This is a genomic window from Pseudonocardia sp. ZF1 (assembly GCF_056835605.1).
On the sequence record NZ_JAJNBY010000001.1, the window covers coordinates 1,946,000 to 1,962,710 of the forward strand.

Annotated in this window: 12 protein-coding genes; 5 read left to right on the forward strand and 7 right to left on the reverse strand. The window is 74.5% G+C overall.

Going from position 1 to position 16,711, the window contains the following annotated elements:
- Positions 1-2: 2 nt before the first annotated feature.
- Entirely contained in the window at positions 3-2,441 is a 2,439-nt protein-coding gene (locus ZF1_RS09705; protein WP_482637036.1) for a glycoside hydrolase family 3 C-terminal domain-containing protein, read from the reverse strand.
- A gap of 60 nt (positions 2,442-2,501) precedes the next feature.
- On the opposite strand from ZF1_RS09705, the gene ZF1_RS09710 reads away from it, so the two are divergent.
- Positions 2,502-3,140, forward strand: a complete 639-nt coding sequence (locus ZF1_RS09710) for a TetR/AcrR family transcriptional regulator (RefSeq protein WP_482637037.1) — start codon at positions 2,502-2,504, stop codon at positions 3,138-3,140.
- Between the two features lie 16 nt (positions 3,141-3,156).
- On the opposite strand, the gene ZF1_RS09715 is transcribed toward ZF1_RS09710, so the two are convergent.
- Both ZF1_RS09715 and ZF1_RS09720 read right to left on the reverse strand, forming a co-directional pair.
- The gene (locus tag ZF1_RS09715) at positions 3,157-3,924 is read right to left on the reverse strand and encodes a helical backbone metal receptor (protein WP_482637038.1); all 768 of its coding nucleotides are present in this window, start codon (positions 3,922-3,924) and stop codon (positions 3,157-3,159) included.
- A gap of 23 nt (positions 3,925-3,947) precedes the next feature.
- Complete coding sequence (locus ZF1_RS09720) at positions 3,948-4,847, reverse strand: LysR family transcriptional regulator (protein WP_482637039.1); 900 nt, start codon at positions 4,845-4,847, stop codon at positions 3,948-3,950.
- A gap of 67 nt (positions 4,848-4,914) precedes the next feature.
- On the opposite strand from ZF1_RS09720, the gene ZF1_RS09725 reads away from it, so the two are divergent.
- Together ZF1_RS09725 and ZF1_RS09730 are read left to right on the forward strand one after the other, a co-directional pair.
- Positions 4,915-6,162, forward strand: coding sequence for an MFS transporter (locus tag ZF1_RS09725; protein WP_062401638.1), 1,248 nt, complete (start codon positions 4,915-4,917; stop codon positions 6,160-6,162).
- A 447-nt stretch (positions 6,163-6,609) separates the two neighbouring features.
- A complete protein-coding gene (locus ZF1_RS09730) occupies positions 6,610-8,025 on the forward strand; it encodes an MFS transporter (RefSeq protein WP_482637040.1) in 1,416 nt (471 codons plus the stop codon).
- 36 nt (positions 8,026-8,061) lie between these two features.
- On the opposite strand, the gene icmF is transcribed toward ZF1_RS09730, so the two are convergent.
- On the reverse strand, positions 8,062-11,328 hold the full coding sequence (icmF, locus tag ZF1_RS09735; protein ID WP_482637041.1) for a fused isobutyryl-CoA mutase/GTPase IcmF: 3,267 nt from the start codon (positions 11,326-11,328) through the stop codon (positions 8,062-8,064).
- Between the two features lie 114 nt (positions 11,329-11,442).
- On the reverse strand, positions 11,443-11,826 hold the full coding sequence (locus tag ZF1_RS09740) for a hypothetical protein (protein ID WP_482637042.1): 384 nt from the start codon (positions 11,824-11,826) through the stop codon (positions 11,443-11,445).
- On the opposite strand from ZF1_RS09740, the gene ZF1_RS09745 reads away from it, so the two are divergent.
- Complete coding sequence (locus ZF1_RS09745) at positions 11,825-12,694, forward strand: maleylpyruvate isomerase family mycothiol-dependent enzyme (protein ID WP_482637043.1); 870 nt, start codon at positions 11,825-11,827, stop codon at positions 12,692-12,694. The genes ZF1_RS09740 and ZF1_RS09745 overlap by 2 nt on opposite strands.
- Before the next feature lie 22 nt (positions 12,695-12,716).
- Here the strand turns inward: ZF1_RS09745 and ZF1_RS09750 are convergent, their stop codons facing one another.
- Complete coding sequence (locus ZF1_RS09750; RefSeq protein WP_482637044.1) at positions 12,717-14,438, reverse strand: alkaline phosphatase D family protein; 1,722 nt, start codon at positions 14,436-14,438, stop codon at positions 12,717-12,719.
- Between the two features lie 43 nt (positions 14,439-14,481).
- Positions 14,482-15,444, reverse strand: coding sequence for an ROK family protein (locus ZF1_RS09755; protein ID WP_482637045.1), 963 nt, complete (start codon positions 15,442-15,444; stop codon positions 14,482-14,484).
- Positions 15,445-15,567: 123 nt separating this feature from the next.
- On the opposite strand from ZF1_RS09755, the gene ZF1_RS09760 reads away from it, so the two are divergent.
- The gene (locus tag ZF1_RS09760) at positions 15,568-16,656 is read left to right on the forward strand and encodes a DoxX family protein (protein ID WP_482637046.1); all 1,089 of its coding nucleotides are present in this window, start codon (positions 15,568-15,570) and stop codon (positions 16,654-16,656) included.
- Positions 16,657-16,711: the final 55 nt, after the last annotated feature.

The following is a 16,711-nucleotide window of genomic DNA, read 5'->3' on the forward strand; positions in this document are numbered from 1 at the left end:
GCTCAGCCCTCGCCGACGACCTCCACCGTCGCGTGCAACGGGGTGTCGGCCACGGAGAACCCGAGGTGCAGGTCGTAGGTCCCCGGCTCGGTCGCCCACGTCCCGCCCGCACGGTGGCGGAACGCCCGCCGCGACACGGCCACGGTGGCCATCGTCGTGCCGGGGGCGGCGTCGACGACCGCCCAGCCGGCCAGCCAGCGGGCGGGCCGCTCGACGTCGGAGCCGGGTCGGGACAGGTAGGCCTGCACGACCTGGCGGCCCGCCCGGTGACCGGTGTTGGTCAGGGTGACCGTCACCGCGACCCCGTCGGCCGACCAGGGCCCGGCGACGGCGTCGTCGAGGGCCCAGGTGGTGTAGCCGAGCCCGTGCCCGAAGGGGTACGCCGGCGTCTCGCCGTGGCGCAGCCAGTTGCGGTGCCCGACGTGCACGCCCTCGTCGTAGCGCAGGACGCCGCCGGTCGGGCGCCCGGACAGCACCGAGCGCTCCTCGCCCGTGGCGGGCCAGGTGGTCGGCAGCCGCCCGCCCGGCTCGGCGTGCCCGAGCAGCACGTCGGCGACGGCGTCGCCGAAGCGCTCCCCGCCGAACCAGCCGAGCAGCACCGCGGCCACCTCGTCGCGCCAGGGCAGCAGCACCGGGGCGCCGGAGTTGACCACCACCACGGTGCGCGGGTTGGCCGCGGCGACGGCCCGGACCAGGTCGTCCTGGTGGCCGGGCAGTGCCAGCGAGGTGCGGTCGAAGCCCTCGCTCTCGATCCGGTCGCTGGTCCCGACCACGACGACGGCGACGTCGCAGGCCGCCGCCAGCGCGGCCGCCGCGGCCACCTCGGCCTGCGGGTCGGCGACGACGGTCTCGGTCCCGACGGTGAGCGCGAACAGCGCCATGCCGGCCTCGCCGCCGGACGGACGGAACCGGAACACCAGGTCGACCGGTCCGTCGGTGCCGACCTCCCCGGTCACCGAGGGGGCCTCGAAGATCGCCGCGCCCGGACCCTCGTCGCCGGTCAGGACGGCCTCGGTGTCGAGCACCGCCGTCCCGTCGGCGTGCACCGTCACGTGCCCGACGGCGGCGGCCCCGACCCGGTGCGTCCCGGGCTCGGGTGCCCACCGCGCCGACACCTCGACGGTCTCGGCGTCGTCGGGGATCTCGGCGCCCATCCAGATCAGCGAGGCGCCGAGCCGGTGCTCGCTGCGCAGCGCGGAGCCGTCCGCGGCGCGGAACACCGCGCGCAGTCCGGGTTCCCCGGTGACCGGGTCGGTGACCGTGGCCGGGTCGAAGGGCTGCACGCCCTCGGCGACCTGCGCGCCCAGCCGGTAGCGCACCCGGTCCTCGCCGAGCGCGGCGCGCAGCCCGTCCAGCGGCGCGACGACCGCGGCGGGCCGGACCGTGGCGCTCCCGCCGCCCTGGGTGCGGGCGAGCGCGGCGTTGTGCCCGAGCACCGCGACCGTGCCGAGCGACGAGGCGTCCCACGGCAGCTCGCCGGTGTTGCGGAGCAGGACGCTGCCCGCGGCGGCGAGCCCGCGGGCCACGTCGGCGCCGTCCTCGGCGGCCGGGGCGGCGGGCGGCGTCGGCGCCCCCTCCAGCGCGCCGACCCGGGCGGCCAGACGCAGCAGCCTCCGCAGCTTGCCGTCGACGACGGACTCCTCGACCTCGCCGTCGCGCACCGCGGCGACCAGGCGCTCGCCCCAGGCGCCCACCGGGCCGGGCATCACCAGGTGCTGCTCGGCGCGCGCCGACGCGACCGTGGTGCGCACCGCGCCCCAGTCCGACATCACGAGCCCGTCGAAGCCCCACTCGCCGGTGAGCGGCTCGGCGAGCAGCGGGTTCTCGCTCATCGTCGCCCCGTTGACTCCGTTGTAGGCCGACATCACCGCCCACGCCCCGGCCCGGGTGACGGCCGGTTCGAACGCGGCCAGGTACAGCTCGTGCAGCGCCCGCTCGCCGACCGCGTCGTCCACGGTGAAGCGCTCGGACTCGGCGTCGTTGGCGACGTAGTGCTTCGGTGTCGCGGCGACCCCGTGCGCCTGCAGTCCCTCCACGTAGGCCGCGGCGAGCTCGCCGGTCAGCAGCGGGTCCTCCGACAGCGCCTCGAAGTGGCGGCCGCCGAAGGGGGTGCGGTGCAGGTTGATCGTCGGCCCGAGGACGACGTCGGCGTGCTGCCGGCGGGCCTCGGCGCCCAGGGCCGAGCCGTAGCGGCGGGCGAGTTCCGGGTCCCAGGTCGCCCCCAGCGCCGTCGACGACGGCAGCGACAGCGACGGCGACCGCTCGTCGAAGCTCTCCCCGCGCACCCCGGACGGGCCGTCCGACAGCACCATCCGGCGCAGCCCGATCGCGGGCTCGGCCGGGGTGGACCAGAAGTCGGCCCCGGTCAGCAGCCGGACCTTCGCCTCCAGGTCGAGCCGGGCGATGAGCGTGGTGAGCAGGTCCTCGTCGACGGAAGGCATGGGGCCACCGTACCCGTGAAAACCTAGTGACACTCGGTATTGATGGGCTAGCCTCGGCCGGTGACGACGGCACGCGGGCGCTACGCCAAGGGGCGGCAGCGGCGGGAGCAGATCCTGGACACGGCGCTGGAGGTGTTCGCGACCGGCGGGTTCCACGCGTCGTCGACGAAGGAGATCGCGCGCCGGGTCGGGGTCAGCGAGCCGACCCTGTTCCACTACTTCGGGTCCAAGCAGGCGCTGCTGGTCGCGGTGCTGCAGGCCCGCGACGAGCGCTCCGCCGCCGCGCGCGCCGAGCCCGGGACCGGTCCCGAGGCGTTGCTGGAGACCGTGCGCGACAACGGGTCCGAGCCCGGTCTGGTCCGGCTGTACGCGGTCACCTCGGCCGAGGCGACCGACCCGGGCCACGCCGCCCACGACTGGTTCGCCCGGCGCTACGACCGGCTGCGCACCGCGCTCGCCGCGGAGCTGGAGCCCGGTGCGGATCCCGTTGCGGACGCCGGAACCGGCGCGGCGCCCGCCGGGGAGCTCACCCCGGACCGGGTGGCCCGGCTGCTGGTGGCCGCGGCCGACGGGCTGCAGGTCCAATGGCTGCTCGACCGCCCTCCCGGCGGCGCCCCGGCCGACCCCGCCGACCCCGGCGGGTTCGACATGGCGGCCGACCTGCGTGCCCTCGTCGCGGCGCTCGTCCCGCCGCGGTGACGACGTCCGGGGGCGCTCAGCGGGTCCCGAGCGCGGCGGGCAACTCCCGAGCCGCCTCCACCAGGCTCGGCCCGTACCAGGTCAGCAGCCGCCCGCTGACCAGCGCCGACGGCGCGTCGAACGCCTCGGGCCCGTCGTCGGCGGTGAACAGGTACGGCTCGTCGGGCAGCACGACGAGGTCGTGCTCCGGCAGCGCCGCGGGGTCGATCCGCGGGTAGCGCTCGGGGGAGCCGGCGAGCGCGTTGTCGATCCCGAGCCGTTCCAGCACCGCGCCGGTGAAGGTGTCCGAGCCGACGGCCATCCACGGCCGCCGCCAGATCGGCACGACGGCGCGCCGCCGCGGCGACGCGGGCTCCACGGCCGCCCACAGCTCGCGGGCCTCGCGCAGCCAGCCGGGCTCGCCGAGCCCGCAGGCGGCGAGCAGGCGGCCCAGTGACGCCAGGCCGCCGTCGACGTCGCGGATGTCGGTGACGTAGACCGGCAGCCCCGCGGCGCGCAGCGCGTCCAGGTCGGGGAGGCGGTTCTCCTCCTGGTTGGCGACGACCAGGTCCGGGGCAAGCGCGACGATCCGCTCGACGTCGGGGTTCTTCGTCCCCCGGATCCGTTCCGCGCCGAGGTCGCCGGGGTGGGTGCACCAGTCGGTCGCGCCGACGACGGTGCCGGGCGCGGTCGCCTCCAGTGCCTCGGTCAGCGAGGGCACGATCGACACGACCCGCCGCACGGTGCCCGCGACCGCGACCTCGCGGCCCTCGTCGTCGACCGGTGCCGCAGTCCGCGCAGTCATGGGGTCGACCGTATCCCGGCGGGTCACCCGTGGTCCGCCAGCCACCGTGGCCCGTGCCGGACGACGAACTCCCGCAGGTCCCGCACCGGCGCCGTCGGCCGCGGGTCGGCCGCGTGCACCATCCCCAGCGTCCGGACGGTGTGCGGACTGCGCACCGGCACCTGCACCACGCCCGGCACGTCCGGCCCGGCGGGGAGCAGCGCGACGCCCAGCCCGGCCCCGACCAGGCCGCGCAGCGTCGCCGTCTCCCCGCCCTCGAACGCCCGGCGCGGGCGGAACCCGGCCTGCGCGCACCACGACTCCACCACCCCCTGCAACCCGTAGCCGCGGGCGAACAGCAGGAACGGGTCGTCGGCGACCTCGGCCAGATCTGCGTCACCCGCTCCCGCCAGCCGGTGCCCGGACGGCACCGCGAGGCGCAGCTCCTCCTCGGCCAGCGGGGTCGCGACCAGGCCCGGCTCGTCGGGCACGGGGGAGGTGAGGGCCAGGTCGACCCGGCCGTCGCGGACCCGTTCCAGCAGTGCCGCGTGCGGCACCTGCACCAGCTCGATCCGCACCCGCGGGTGGTGCTCCCGGAACTCCCGCAGGATCCCCGGCACCGCGGAGGTGCCCATCGTCCCGAGGAAGCCGAGCGCGACCCGGCCGGTGACCGGGTCGGCGTCGCCCGCCAGCTCGGCGACGCCCGCACCGAGCTCGGCCAGCGCGGCCTCGGCCCGCGGCAGCAGTGTCCGCCCGGCCGCGGTCAGCGCCAGCCCGCGACCGGACCGGCGGAACAGCGCGACGCCCAGCTCGCCCTCCAGCCGGGCGATCGCCCGCGACAGCGTGGGCTGCGGGACCCCGATCCGCTCCGCGGCGCGGGTGAGGTGACCGTCGTGCGCGACCGCGACGAAGCGGTGCAGCGCCGGCGCCAACGACTCATGCATCGACGCATGATACGTCCACGAAGCATGCATTGGACGCATCCGACGTCGGCACCTACGGTCGTGTGCGATGACAACGACCGAGCGTCCCCCGGCTCCGACCGCCACCCGGCCCGCCCCGCCCCATGAGCGCGGCACCCCCGGCTACCGGCGGCTCGGCATCGCCCTGTGGCTCTCGGGTCTGGCGACGTTCGTGCTGGTCTACAGCGTGCAGGGGCTGCTGCCGACGCTCTCGGTGGAGTTCGGCGTGCCCTCGTCGACGGCCAGCCTGGTCCTGTCGGCGACGACCGGCACCCTCGCCCTCGCCGTACTGCCGCTGTCAGCGCTCACCGAGTCCTGGGGCCGCGCACGGGTCATGACCTGGGCGCTCGCGGCGTCGGCGGTCCTCGCACTGCTCGCCCCGCTGGCGCCCACCTTCGAGACCCTCGTCGTCGTCCGCGGGCTGCAGGGCATCGCCCTCGCGGCGCTGCCCGCCCTGTCGATGGCCCACCTCACCCACGAGGTCGCGCCGCGGCACCTCGGCGGCGCGGTCGGGCTGCTCATCGCCGGCAACACCCTCGGCGGGCTGTCCGGGCGGCTCGTCGCGTCCTGGGTCGCCGAACTCGGCGGCTGGCGGGCCGGGCTCGCCGCCGTCGGTGCGGTCTCGGTGCTCGCGACCGTCGCGTTCCGGCTGCTCCTGCCGCCCGCGACGGCGCCCGCCCCGGCCCGCACCCGGCTGCGCGATCTCGGCGGGCCGCTGCGCCGCCACCTCACCGACCGGGGCCTGCTCTGCCTGTTCGGGATGGCGTTCCTGCTGATGGGCGCGTTCGTGACCGTCTACAACTACCTCGGGTTCCGGCTGCTGGCCCCGCCGTTCTCGCTGCCCGGCACCCTGGTGGGGCTGGTGTTCCTCGGCTACCTCGCCGGCAGCTGGGCCTCCACCGGCGCGGGCAGGCTGGGGGACCGGTTCGGGCGCCGCCCGGTGCTGTGGGTGGCGACGCTGGTCGCGCTCGGCGGGATCTGGGTGACCCTGCCCGACCTGCTCCTCACCACCCTGGCCGGGCTGCTGCTGGTGACCGTCGGCTTCTTCGGCGCCCACTCGGTCGCCAGCTCCTGGGTGGGGCGGCGCTCGGCGATGCTGCCCGGTGCGGTGCCGGCCCAGGCGTCGTCGCTCTACCTGGTCGGCTACTACGCCGGGTCCAGCATCGGCGGCGCCGTCGGCGGGGTCGCCTACGACCACGCCGGCTGGGCGGGCGTCGTCGGCTACGTCAGCGCGCTGCTGGTGGGGGCCCTGGCGCTGGCGCTGGTCCTGCGCCGGACCCCGGCGCCCGCGGTGTGAGACGCGCTTCTCCCCACCTGGAGCAGTGGCCCGGCGCGTCCACCCCGGCGTTGCTCCGTCGGTGCCGCCGCCACTCGACACGCCGTGCCGTGGTGCTCCGCCCGGGTGGTCGACGTCCACGACGGGACCGGACGCTGTCCGGTTCGTCACCCTCATGGACCAGTGCCCCCGTGTCGACGACTCGCCGTGGTCTGTCACGGTGAGGTCTCGCCCCCAGCACCAGACACATCTTCGGAGGAACCCCGATGCGGAAGGCCGGACGCAAGCTCTCCAAGGCTGCGGAGTCGTTCGTCGAGGCGATCGGCATCCTCGGCGGCTGGAACCGCGGCCGTCGACGCAGCCGCCCCCGCCGCTGAGCCGGACGGGCGGCCGACCCGCCCGAGGTGTTTAGCTTGTGGTAAGCACATCATGTCCGGTTCCTCCGGGAAGAGCAGGTGTGCCCACCACGTGACCGACGCCGCCCACGACACCCACCGCCCGGCCGGGGACGGCTCCGCCGGGCCGCCCGGCGACGACCCGCTGCCACGGCGCGTGCCGGTCTTCGCCGTCGTCGGTCTGGCGCTGCTGATGTTCTCCCTCGACGGGACGTCGGTCGCCACCGCGCTGACGACGATCAGCGGCGACCTCGGCGCCGACCTGGCCTGGACCGGCTGGGTCGTGACCGTCGCCGCCGTCGGGCAGATCCTGGCGCTGCCACTGGGCGGCTGGCTGTCCGACCGTTTCGGTGGCCGGCGGATGTTCCTGGCCGGGGTCGCCGTGTTCACGGTGATGTCCGGGCTGAGCGCGCTCAGTCCCTCGATCGGCGTGCTCATCGCCTGCCGGCTGGTGCAGGGACTCGCCGGCGGCGTGATGCTGCCGGCCGCCAACGGGATCGTCGCGCACCAGTTCGGCCGTGACCGGGACCGGGCGCTTGCGCTGTTCACCAGCGTCTTCCCGATCGGCGCGATCCTCGGGCCGCTGGTCGGCGGGCTGGTACTCACCACCTGGACCTGGCACGGCATCTTCCTGGTGAACGTGCCGATCGGGATCCTGCTCGTCGCCGTCGGGCTGGCCCTGGTCGACGACCCTCCGCACCGGCGGACCGCGCGGATCGACGCCGCCGGTATCGCGCTGCTCGTCGTGACCCTGCTGGCCACGATGCTCACCATCACCCGGCTCGGCTCGCCGGGGTCGGGGCCCGGCTGGACCGCCCTGGCCGGGGTGGTCGCGCTGACGGCGGGTGTGGTGTTCATCCGGCACGCCCGGCGACGGCCCGACGCGGTCGTCCCGATGCACCTGCTCGCCGGGCGCGGTCTGGGCATCATGAACGTCACCAACGTCGTCTTCGGCGCCGTGGTGATCGGGTTCTCGGCGACCCTGCCGCTCTACGCCCAGGTCCGCTACGACCTTCCCGCGTTCGTCGCCGGGGCGCTGCTGACCGGCCGCGCGGTCGGCACCATCGTCACCTCGGCGGCCGCGGTCGCGCTGCTGCGCCGGCTGGGCTTCCGGCCGCTGCTGCTCGGTGGCCTGGTCGCCGTCGTCGCCGGGCTGGTGGTCACCGCGGTGGCTCCCCCGTTCGGCGGGCCCACGGTGTGGCTGCTCGCCGGCTCCACCCTGCTCGGGCTGGGCACGGGCCTGTCCGGGCCGGCCGCCAACAACGCCGGCATGCACCTGGTGCCCGACGAGGTCGCCGCGGTGTCCGGGCTGCGCATCATGTTCCGGCAGATGGGTGGGATCGCCGCGGTGTCGGTGCTGACCGCCGCGGTGACCGCCGCCGAGGACCCGGGCGTCGCCGCCGGGATCGCCTACGGGGTGCTGGCGGTGGCGCTCGCGGCGGTCGGCCTGGCGGCCGCGCGGATCCCGAACCGGCGCGGCCGCTGGTGAGGGAGGCGGGGCCGGGTGGACCGGCCCCGCCCGCCGTCACATGTTGCGCCGGTACTGTCCGCCGACCTCGAAGAACGCCGTGGTCAGCTGGCCCAGCGAGCACACCCGCGCGGCCCGCATCAGCTCGTCGAACACGTTGCCGTCACCGGTCGCGACGTCCTGCAGCCGCCGCAGCGCCTGCTCGGCCTCGGTGCGGTGCCGGGACTGGAAGTCCGCGAGCCGGTCGAGCTGGGACTGCTTCTCGGCCTCGGTGGCGCGGGCCAGCTCGATCTCCTGGTGCGCCTCGTCCGGGTCGGCCGGCTTGAGGAAGGTGTTGACGCCGACGATCGGCAGCTCACCGGTGTGCTTGCGGTGCTCGTAGAGCATCGACTCGTCCTGGATCCGGCCGCGCTGGTAGCCGGTCTCCATCGCCCCGAGCACACCGCCACGCTCCGCGATCGACTCGAACTCGCGCAGCACCGCCTCCTCCACGAGGTCGGTGAGCTCGTCCACGACGAACGAGCCCTGCAGGGGGTTCTCGTTCAGCGACAGACCCCACTCCTTGTTGATGATCATCTGGATGGCCATCGCGCGGCGCACCGACTCCTGCGTGGGGGTGGTGACCGCCTCGTCGTAGGCGTTGGTGTGCAGGGAGTTCGCGTTGTCGTAGAGCGCGCAGAGCGCCTGCAGCGTGGTCCTGATGTCGTTGAAGTTCATCTCCTGCGCGTGCAGGGACCGTCCCGAGGTCTGGACGTGGTACTTCAGCTTCTGGGAGCGCTCGTTGGCCCCGTAGCGCTCCTTCATCGCGACCGCCCAGATGCGGCGGGCGACCCGGCCGATCACCGTGTACTCGGCGTCCATGCCGTTGGAGAAGAAGAACGACAGGTTCGGCGCGAAGTCGTCGACCTCCATGCCGCGCGCCAGGTAGCTCTCGACGAAGGTGAACCCGTTCGCGAGGGTGAAGGCGAGCTGGCTGATCGGGTTCGCCCCGGCCTCGGCGATGTGGTAACCGGAGATCGAGACGGAGTAGAAGTTGCGCACCTTGTGCGCGATGAACCACTCCTGGATGTCGGCCATCATCCGCAGCGAGAACTCGGTGGAGAAGATGCAGGTGTTCTGGCCCTGGTCCTCCTTGAGGATGTCGGCCTGCACCGTGCCCCGGACGTTCGCCAGCGCGTAGGCGACGAGCTCGTCGCGCTCGGCCTCGTCGGGCTCGCGGCCCTGCTCGTCGCGGAACCGGTCGACCTGCTGGTCGATCGCGGCGTTGAGGAAGTAGGCGAGGATCGTCGGCGCCGGGCCGTTGATCGTCATCGACACCGAGGTCGTCGGCGAGCACAGGTCGAAGCCGTCGTAGAGGGCCTTGAGGTCGTCCAGGGTCGCGATCGAGACGCCCGAGGTGCCGACCTTGCCGTAGATGTCGGGGCGGGTGTCCGGGTCGTGGCCGTAGAGGGTGACCGAGTCGAACGCCGTCGACAGGCGCTTGGCGTCCGAGCTCTCCGACAGGTACTTGAACCGCCGGTTGGTGCGGAACGGGTCGCCCTCGCCGGCGAACATGCGGGCCGGGTCCTCACCCTCCCGCTTGAACGGGAACACCCCGGCGGTGAAGGGGTAGAAGCCGGGCAGGTTCTCCCGGCGCAGGAAGCGCAGCAGCGCGGCGTCGTCGTCGAACTTCGGCAGCGCGACCCGGCGCACCGGGTTGCCGGACAGCGTCTCGCGGGTCAGCTTCGTGCGGAACTCCTTGTCCCGCACGGTGTAGACGTACTCGTCGCCGGAGTAGTCCTCGACCCGCGACGGCCAGGACTCCAGCAGCTCGGCGGACTCGGCGGGGACCTTCTTCTCGGCGGTGCGCAGCGCCTCGTCGAGGTCGTCGCCGCCGACCAGCTCGGCGGCGGTGCGCAGGTGCTGCGCGGTGCGGGCCGCCCGGGCATGGGTCTCGGTGTCGGCGTGGTAGTCCCGCACCGCACCGGCGATGTCGGCGAGGTAGCGGACCCGCTCCGGCGGGATGACGGCCGCGTAGTCGCTGGAGGTCTTGGTGTCGACGCGGGGGAGACGCCCCTCGCCGACGGTCAGCCCGCCCTCGGCGAGCAGGTCGCGCAGGTGCTGGTAGAGCGCGGTGACGCCGTCGTCGTTGAAGGTGGCGGCCGAGGTGCCGTAGACCGGCATGTCCTCCCAGGTCGCGCCGAACTCCTCACGGTTGCGCACCAGCTGGCGGCCGACGTCGCGCCGGGCGTCCTCGGCGCCGCGGCGCTCGAACTTGTTGATCGCGACGACGTCGGCGAAGTCCAGCATGTCGATCTTCTCGAGCTGGGACGCGGCGCCGAACTCCGGCGTCATCACGTACAGCGAGTGGTCGACGAACGGGACGATGCCCGCGTCGCCCTGGCCGATGCCGGGCGTCTCGACGACCACCAGGTCGAACCCGGCGGAGCGGAGCACCGCGATGGTGTCACCGAGCCGCTCGGGCAGTGAGCCGCCGTCGTTGCCGCGGGTGGCGAGGCTGCGGAAGAAGACCGGGCTGTGACTGCCTCCTGCGCCGGCGGGCCCGGAAGACAGCGCGTTCATCCGGATGCGGTCGCCGAGCAGCGCGCCGCCGCCCTTGCGCCGGGTCGGGTCCACCGCGAGCACCGCGATGCGGAGCTTGTCCTCCTGGTCGAGCCGGAACCGGCGGACCAGCTCGTCGGTCAGCGAGGACTTGCCGGAGCCGCCGGTGCCGGTGATGCCGAGGACCGGGACCGGGCGCTCGGCGGCGGCGACGCGCTCGCGGACCTCCTGGGGCAGTGTCCCGGACTCCGCGAGGGTCAGCGCCCGCGCCAGGGTCGCGGTCTCGCCGGAGAACAGCCCGTCGAACGACGACGGCGGCTGCGCCGCGAGGTCGGTGTCGCACTCACGGATCATGATGTTGATCATTCCGGGGAGGCCCAGGTGCTGGCCGTCCTCGGGGGAGAAGATGCGCGCGACGCCGCGGGAGTGCAGCAGCTCGATCTCCTCGGGGACGATCACGCCGCCGCCCCCGCCGTAGACCCTGATGTGGCCGGCGCCGCGCTCGCGCAGCAGCTCGACCAGGTAGGAGAAGTACTCGACGTGCCCGCCCTGGTAGGACGAGATGGCGACGCCCTGCACGTCCTCCTGGATGGCGGCGGTCACGACCTCGTCGACCGAGCGGTTGTGACCCAGGTGGATCACCTCGGCGCCCTGGCGCTGCAGGATCCGGCGCATGATGTTGATGGCGGCGTCGTGCCCGTCGAACAGGCTGGCCGCGGTCACGAAACGGACCGGGTGCGTGGGGACGTGCAGCTCGGCCTGCGCGTTCGTGTCCGTGCTCATCGGGGACGTTCCTCCCGCCGGGCGGACGGCGGTGTCCCGGCCGGTTTAGTTTGACATCCTAGTATCGGACGTACAAGGAACCCGGCGAGCGTCACAGGGGTCGTACGGTGCGGGTCAGGCCGCGTCGCGTGCCGCGGGCTCCTCGGTGACCGGAGCGGCCTGGTCGCGGACCCGGCGGGCGTGCCGGCCGGTCGGCCAGGAGGCTTCGGGACCGGTCGCTTCGGGCTCGCCCTCGTGCGCGACCAGGTCGTCGTCGGCGGGCGGGGCGGGCTCCACGACGTCGGACAGCACGCGACGCGCCCGGGCGAGCTTGCGCGCCCGCCAGCGCTTCCCGGCCAGCCCGGCGACGAGGCCGAGGGTGGGCAGCAGGATCCCGGAGGCGATGACCAGCACCACGGAGTACGCGGGGAAGGCAGCCACCAGCAGGAAGGCCGTCAACGGCCAGTACAGCAGTGCCCGCCCCGCGCCCCGTCGCGTCCAGTCGCGATGAGGCGGCATGATCCATGCCTACCCGAACTCCGCGATCGTCATGCACGACTCGCCGCAACCCACCCACATGTTCCGCGACCGGGGGTACGAATTCATGACCACGACACCGGACCGCACCGCGGTCGACCCGTACGCCGCCGTCCTCCTCGCGGAGAACGACCGGCTGGCCACCCTCCTGGCGGCGGCCGATCCGGCCACCCCGGTCCCGACCTGCCCGGGCTGGACGCTGCTGCAGCTGCTCCGGCACGTCGGGCGCGGGCACCGGTGGGCGGCCCGGATGGTCGCCACCGGCGCCACCGAGGCCCTCGACCCGCGCGAGGTGCCCGGCGGGAAGCCGCCCGAGGGCGGTCAGGAGGTCGCGGCGCAGTGGCTGCGCGACGGCGCGACCGAGCTGCTCGACGCCGTCGTCGCGGCGGGGCCGACCGCGCCGGTGTGGACCTTCACCGGTCCGCAGCCCTCGGCGTGGTGGGTGCGGCGGCGGCTGCACGAGGCGACGGTGCACCGCGCCGACGCCGCCGTCGCGCTCGGGGCGCCGTTCCCGATCGACCCGCAGGTCGCCGCCGACGGCGTCTCGGAGTGGCTGGGACTGCTCGCCGCCCGCCCCGCCGCCGACGAGCCGCCGCTCGCCGACGGCGCCACGCTGCACCTGCACTCCACCGACGAGGTGCCGGACGCGGCAGGGGAGTGGATGGTGCGCGGCGCGGGCGGGCGCGTGGTCTGGGAGCACGGGCACGGCAAGGGCGACGCCGCCGTCCGCGGCACCGCCGCCGACCTGCTCCGGGGCGTCACCCGTCGTATCCCCGCCGACGACGACCGTCTCCAGGTCCTCGGCGACACCGAGGTCTGGACGGGCTGGCTGGCCCGTACCGGGTACTGACGAGCCGTCACCGAGGCCCCGGTCAGGCCGCCGGGGTGGTCCCCCTCCGCTGCCGGGCCGCCATGGGCGGGGCCTGCGGGGTCAGCACGACCTCGGCCGCGGTGTCGAGCACCGCGGCCGAGCGCGGCCGCTCGAACCGGCACGACGCCCGTCGCCCGTCGGTCTCCAGGGTCGCGACGAGGTTGCCGAACAGCGGACCGGTCGTCCGCTCCCAGGCCACGCCCGCGCTGCCGGCCCCGGTCCGGCGGGTCCAGCGGGTCGTCATCCTGCCCAGCAGCCGCGACCAGGTGATCCGGAACATCACCCGCATCACCGCGGGGACGACGTTGTGCACCGGTGAACAGGTCAGCTGGTGGACCCGGGTGCCCTCCGGGCCGCGACCCGGCCGGTCCCCGGGGGCGTGGGTGTGCACGTCGGCGACCGCGGCGTAGGAGTGGTGGACGTCGCCGGACAGCACCGACACCGTGGCGGGCGGGGCGTCCCCGGCGCGCGGGCGGCACGCCTCGCGGATCAGCTCGGCGAGCCGGGCGAAGGAGTGCCCGAACGCGGGCCAGTGCTCCAGGTCGGCCTCCTGGCGGGCCCACTCGGCGACGGCGGCGACCCGGCCGGAGCCGTTCGCGCCCTTCTCGGTCGCGGCCTCCAGGTCGGAGATGACCTGGGGCATCAGCCAGGGCACCGAGGTGCCCAGGACGAGGTGGTCCACGTCGCCGGGGGCGAGCGCCTTGGCGGAGATCCAGTCGAACTCGGCGTCGGACACCATCCGGCGCGGCGTGGACTCGACGATCCGTCCGTTGCGGGAGTCGATGACGATCAGCCGGGTGCGGCCGAGCTCCCAGCAGAAGGAGAACCGCTCGTCCTTGTGGGTGTCGTCGCCGTCGCCGGTCTCGCGGTCCCACAGGGCGGCCCGCTCGGACAGCAGCGGCCAGACGTCGCCCTCGGCGGCCTGCACCTCCTGCCAGGTCCGGTCGGCGGCGAGCTCGGCGGGGGAGAGATTGCCCAGGTGCTGGTGGACCCAGTAGGAGGCCAGGCCGGAGCGGATGCGCTCGGACCACCAGGGCGTGCGGGCGATCTGCTCGCGCCAGGCGCCGGAGGTGTTCCAGTCGTCGCGGACGTCGTGGTCGTCGAAGATCATCGCGGTGGGGACAGTGGAGAGCATCCACCGCACCTCGGGGTCCGACCAGGTGTCGCGGTAGAGGCCCGAGTACTCGTCGAAGCCGACGATCTCGTCATCGGGCCAGTCCGGGTGCCGCTCCCGCCGCCCGGCGATCCGCCGCCGGGTCTGCGGGGTGAGCTCGTCGGCGTAGACCTGGTCGCCGAGCAGCAGCAGCGTGGTCGGCCAGGTCTCCGGGGGCAGCCCGGCCATCCGGCCGGCGTAGACGTCGAGCGCGTCGAGACCGTACTGCCGGGCCAGCTTCGGGTCGGCCAGCTTCACGTAGCGGCAGGAGCCGAAGACGATCCGCTGGTGGGCCTCGGTGTCCGCGCCGCGCGTCGCGATCAGGCTCGGCGGGAACGGCGAGTGCGGCAGCGGCCAGACCTGCTCGCCGTCGAGGTGGACCTCGTAGGCGGTGCGGGTGCCCGGCGCCAGCCCGGTCACCTGGACCAGGGCGAAGTGGTGGCCCGACACCTCGAAGGTCGCGGCGTCGCAGCCGAGCACCGAGACGCGGCACGGGCCGGAGGTCTGCACCCAGACCAGCGCGCTGGTCTCGTCGACGTGCCGAAGCACCGGTCCGAGCAGGAGTGTCACCCGTCCGAGCGTAGTCGTGCCCCGGCCCGGTCGCGGGGCGAGATCAGGTCTCCTCCAGCGCCAGCAGCCCCGCGCCGATCTTCCCGGCGTCGCCCTTGTAGGTGGCGGGCAGCACCGGCGGGATCGGGCGGACCTCGGGCGGGCCGTAGTGGAACTCCCGGGCCGCCCGGCGGGCCGGCTCGAGCAGCAGTTCGCCGGCGTCGACCAGGCCGCCGCCGATCAGCACGACCTCGAACTCGAAGATCGCGTTGATGCTGGCGATGCCGATCCCCAGCGAGCGCCCGAGCCGCTGGAACAGCGATGCCGCCGTGCTGTCGCCCGCCATCGCGGCCATCGTCACGTGCTGGCCGGTGACCTCGCCCCCGGCCTCCGCGGCCAGGGTCGCGATCATGCCCCGCGGGTCGTGCAGGGCGGCGCTGCGGCCCATCCGGGTCAGCGCGGTCCCCGAGGCGACCGCCTCCAGGCAGCCGTGGTTGCCGCAGCCGCACTGGGGGCCGTCCGGGTTGACGTTCATGTGCCCGACCTCGGCGCCGAGCCCGTGCGGGCCGCGGTAGATCTTCCCGTCGAGCACGATCCCCGCCCCGACGCCGGTGCCGACGGTCAGCAGCACCATGTCGTCGTTGCGGGTCCCGCCGAGCCGGGCCTCGGCCAGACCGGCGACGTTGCCGTCGTTGTCGACGACCACCGGCAGTCCGCACGCGGACTCCAGGAGGCCGCGGACGTCCCAGTTCTCGTAGTTGTTGTTGGGCGCCCAGCGGATCCGGCCGACCGGCCACTCCACGGTCCCCGCGGCACCGACGCCGATCGCGGACACGTCCGCCCCCTCGGCGTCGCCGCGCAGCTCCTCGACCATCTCCCGCAACAGGGTGGTCATCGTGTCCGCATCGGACGTGTCCGGGGTGTTGCGCCGCAGCTCGGCGTGGACCGTGCCATCCTCGCCCACGATCGCTCCGGCGACCTTCGTTCCTCCGATGTCGAGCCCGATGGCCCGCCGTCCGTTCGTCACCCGGGCATGATTGCCATCCCACGGCGGTGACGCCACACCCACCCCGGGTTTGCGGACGGACGAGCCGGGGAAAGGTGCCCCATGCCAGTCTTGCGACGTGTAGCCCGACCCGCCCTCGCGGCCGTGTTCATCTACGGCGGAATCAACGAGCTGCGGAACGCCGACGCGTTGACTTCCGCCGCACAGCCCGTTCTCGACCAGGCCGCCCCGGCCATCGACAAGGTCGTGGAGAACGCCCCGCTGGACCGGCGCCCCGACAACGAGACCCTGGTCAAGGTCGACGCCGGAGTGAAGATCGTGGCGGGCTCGCTGCTCGCCCTGGGCAAGTTCCCCCGCCTGTCGGCCACCGCGCTGGCCGCCTCGCTGGTCCCGACCACCCTGGCCGGGCACCGCTTCTGGGAGGAGACCGACCAGCAGAAGCGCGCCAACGAGCAGATCCACTTCCTGAAGAACGTCGGCCTGCTCGGCGGGCTGCTCATCGCGGCCGCCGACACCCACGGGAAGCCGTCGCATGCCTACCGGACGCGCCGGGCCGCCGAGCGGGCCCAGTCCCGGCTCTCGGGCTCCGGGTCCGACACCGGTGCCCAGCTCGCCGCGGGACTGGCCGGCGCGGGCACCTCGATCGCCGCGGCCGCCGCGGGCAGCCGGGAGAAGCTGGCCGGGGCCGTCGAGGAGTACGGCCCGGCCGTGCGTGAGCGCGCCACCGAGTGGAGCGGCAAGGCCTCCGAGCAGGCCGCGCACCTGTCCGAGGTCGCCTCGGACAAGGCGTCCACCTGGTCCGAGCAGCTCTCGGCCGCCGCCGAGCGCACCTCCCAGGCCGCGCAGAAGCAGGCCAAGGTCGCCGAGAAGCGCGGCGCCAAGCTGGCCAAGGCGGCCGAGAAGCGCGGCGCCCAGCTCGAGAAGGTCGTGGACAAGAAGGGCGCCCGGTACCGCAAGGCCGCCGGGCGCACCGGCGACCGGTGGGTGCGCGAGGCCGAGAAGCGCCGCGTCCGCTGGGAGAAGCAGGCCCGCAAGGCCGCCGCCCGCGCGGAGAAGCGTGCCCCCGAGTACGCCGACCGCTTCTCCACCCTGGTCACCCAGGCCCAGTCGCAGGCCGCGAAGCTCGGCTCGGACCTGGCCGACCGCGCGTCGGTGGCCGGTGCCGAGGCCGCCAAGCAGGCCAAGGCGTCGGCGAAGGACGCGCGCAAGCGCGCCAAGGCCGTCGCCCGCTGACCGACCGCGACCGCCGTCCACGGCCCTCCCGACCGGCTCCGCGCCGGACGGGAGG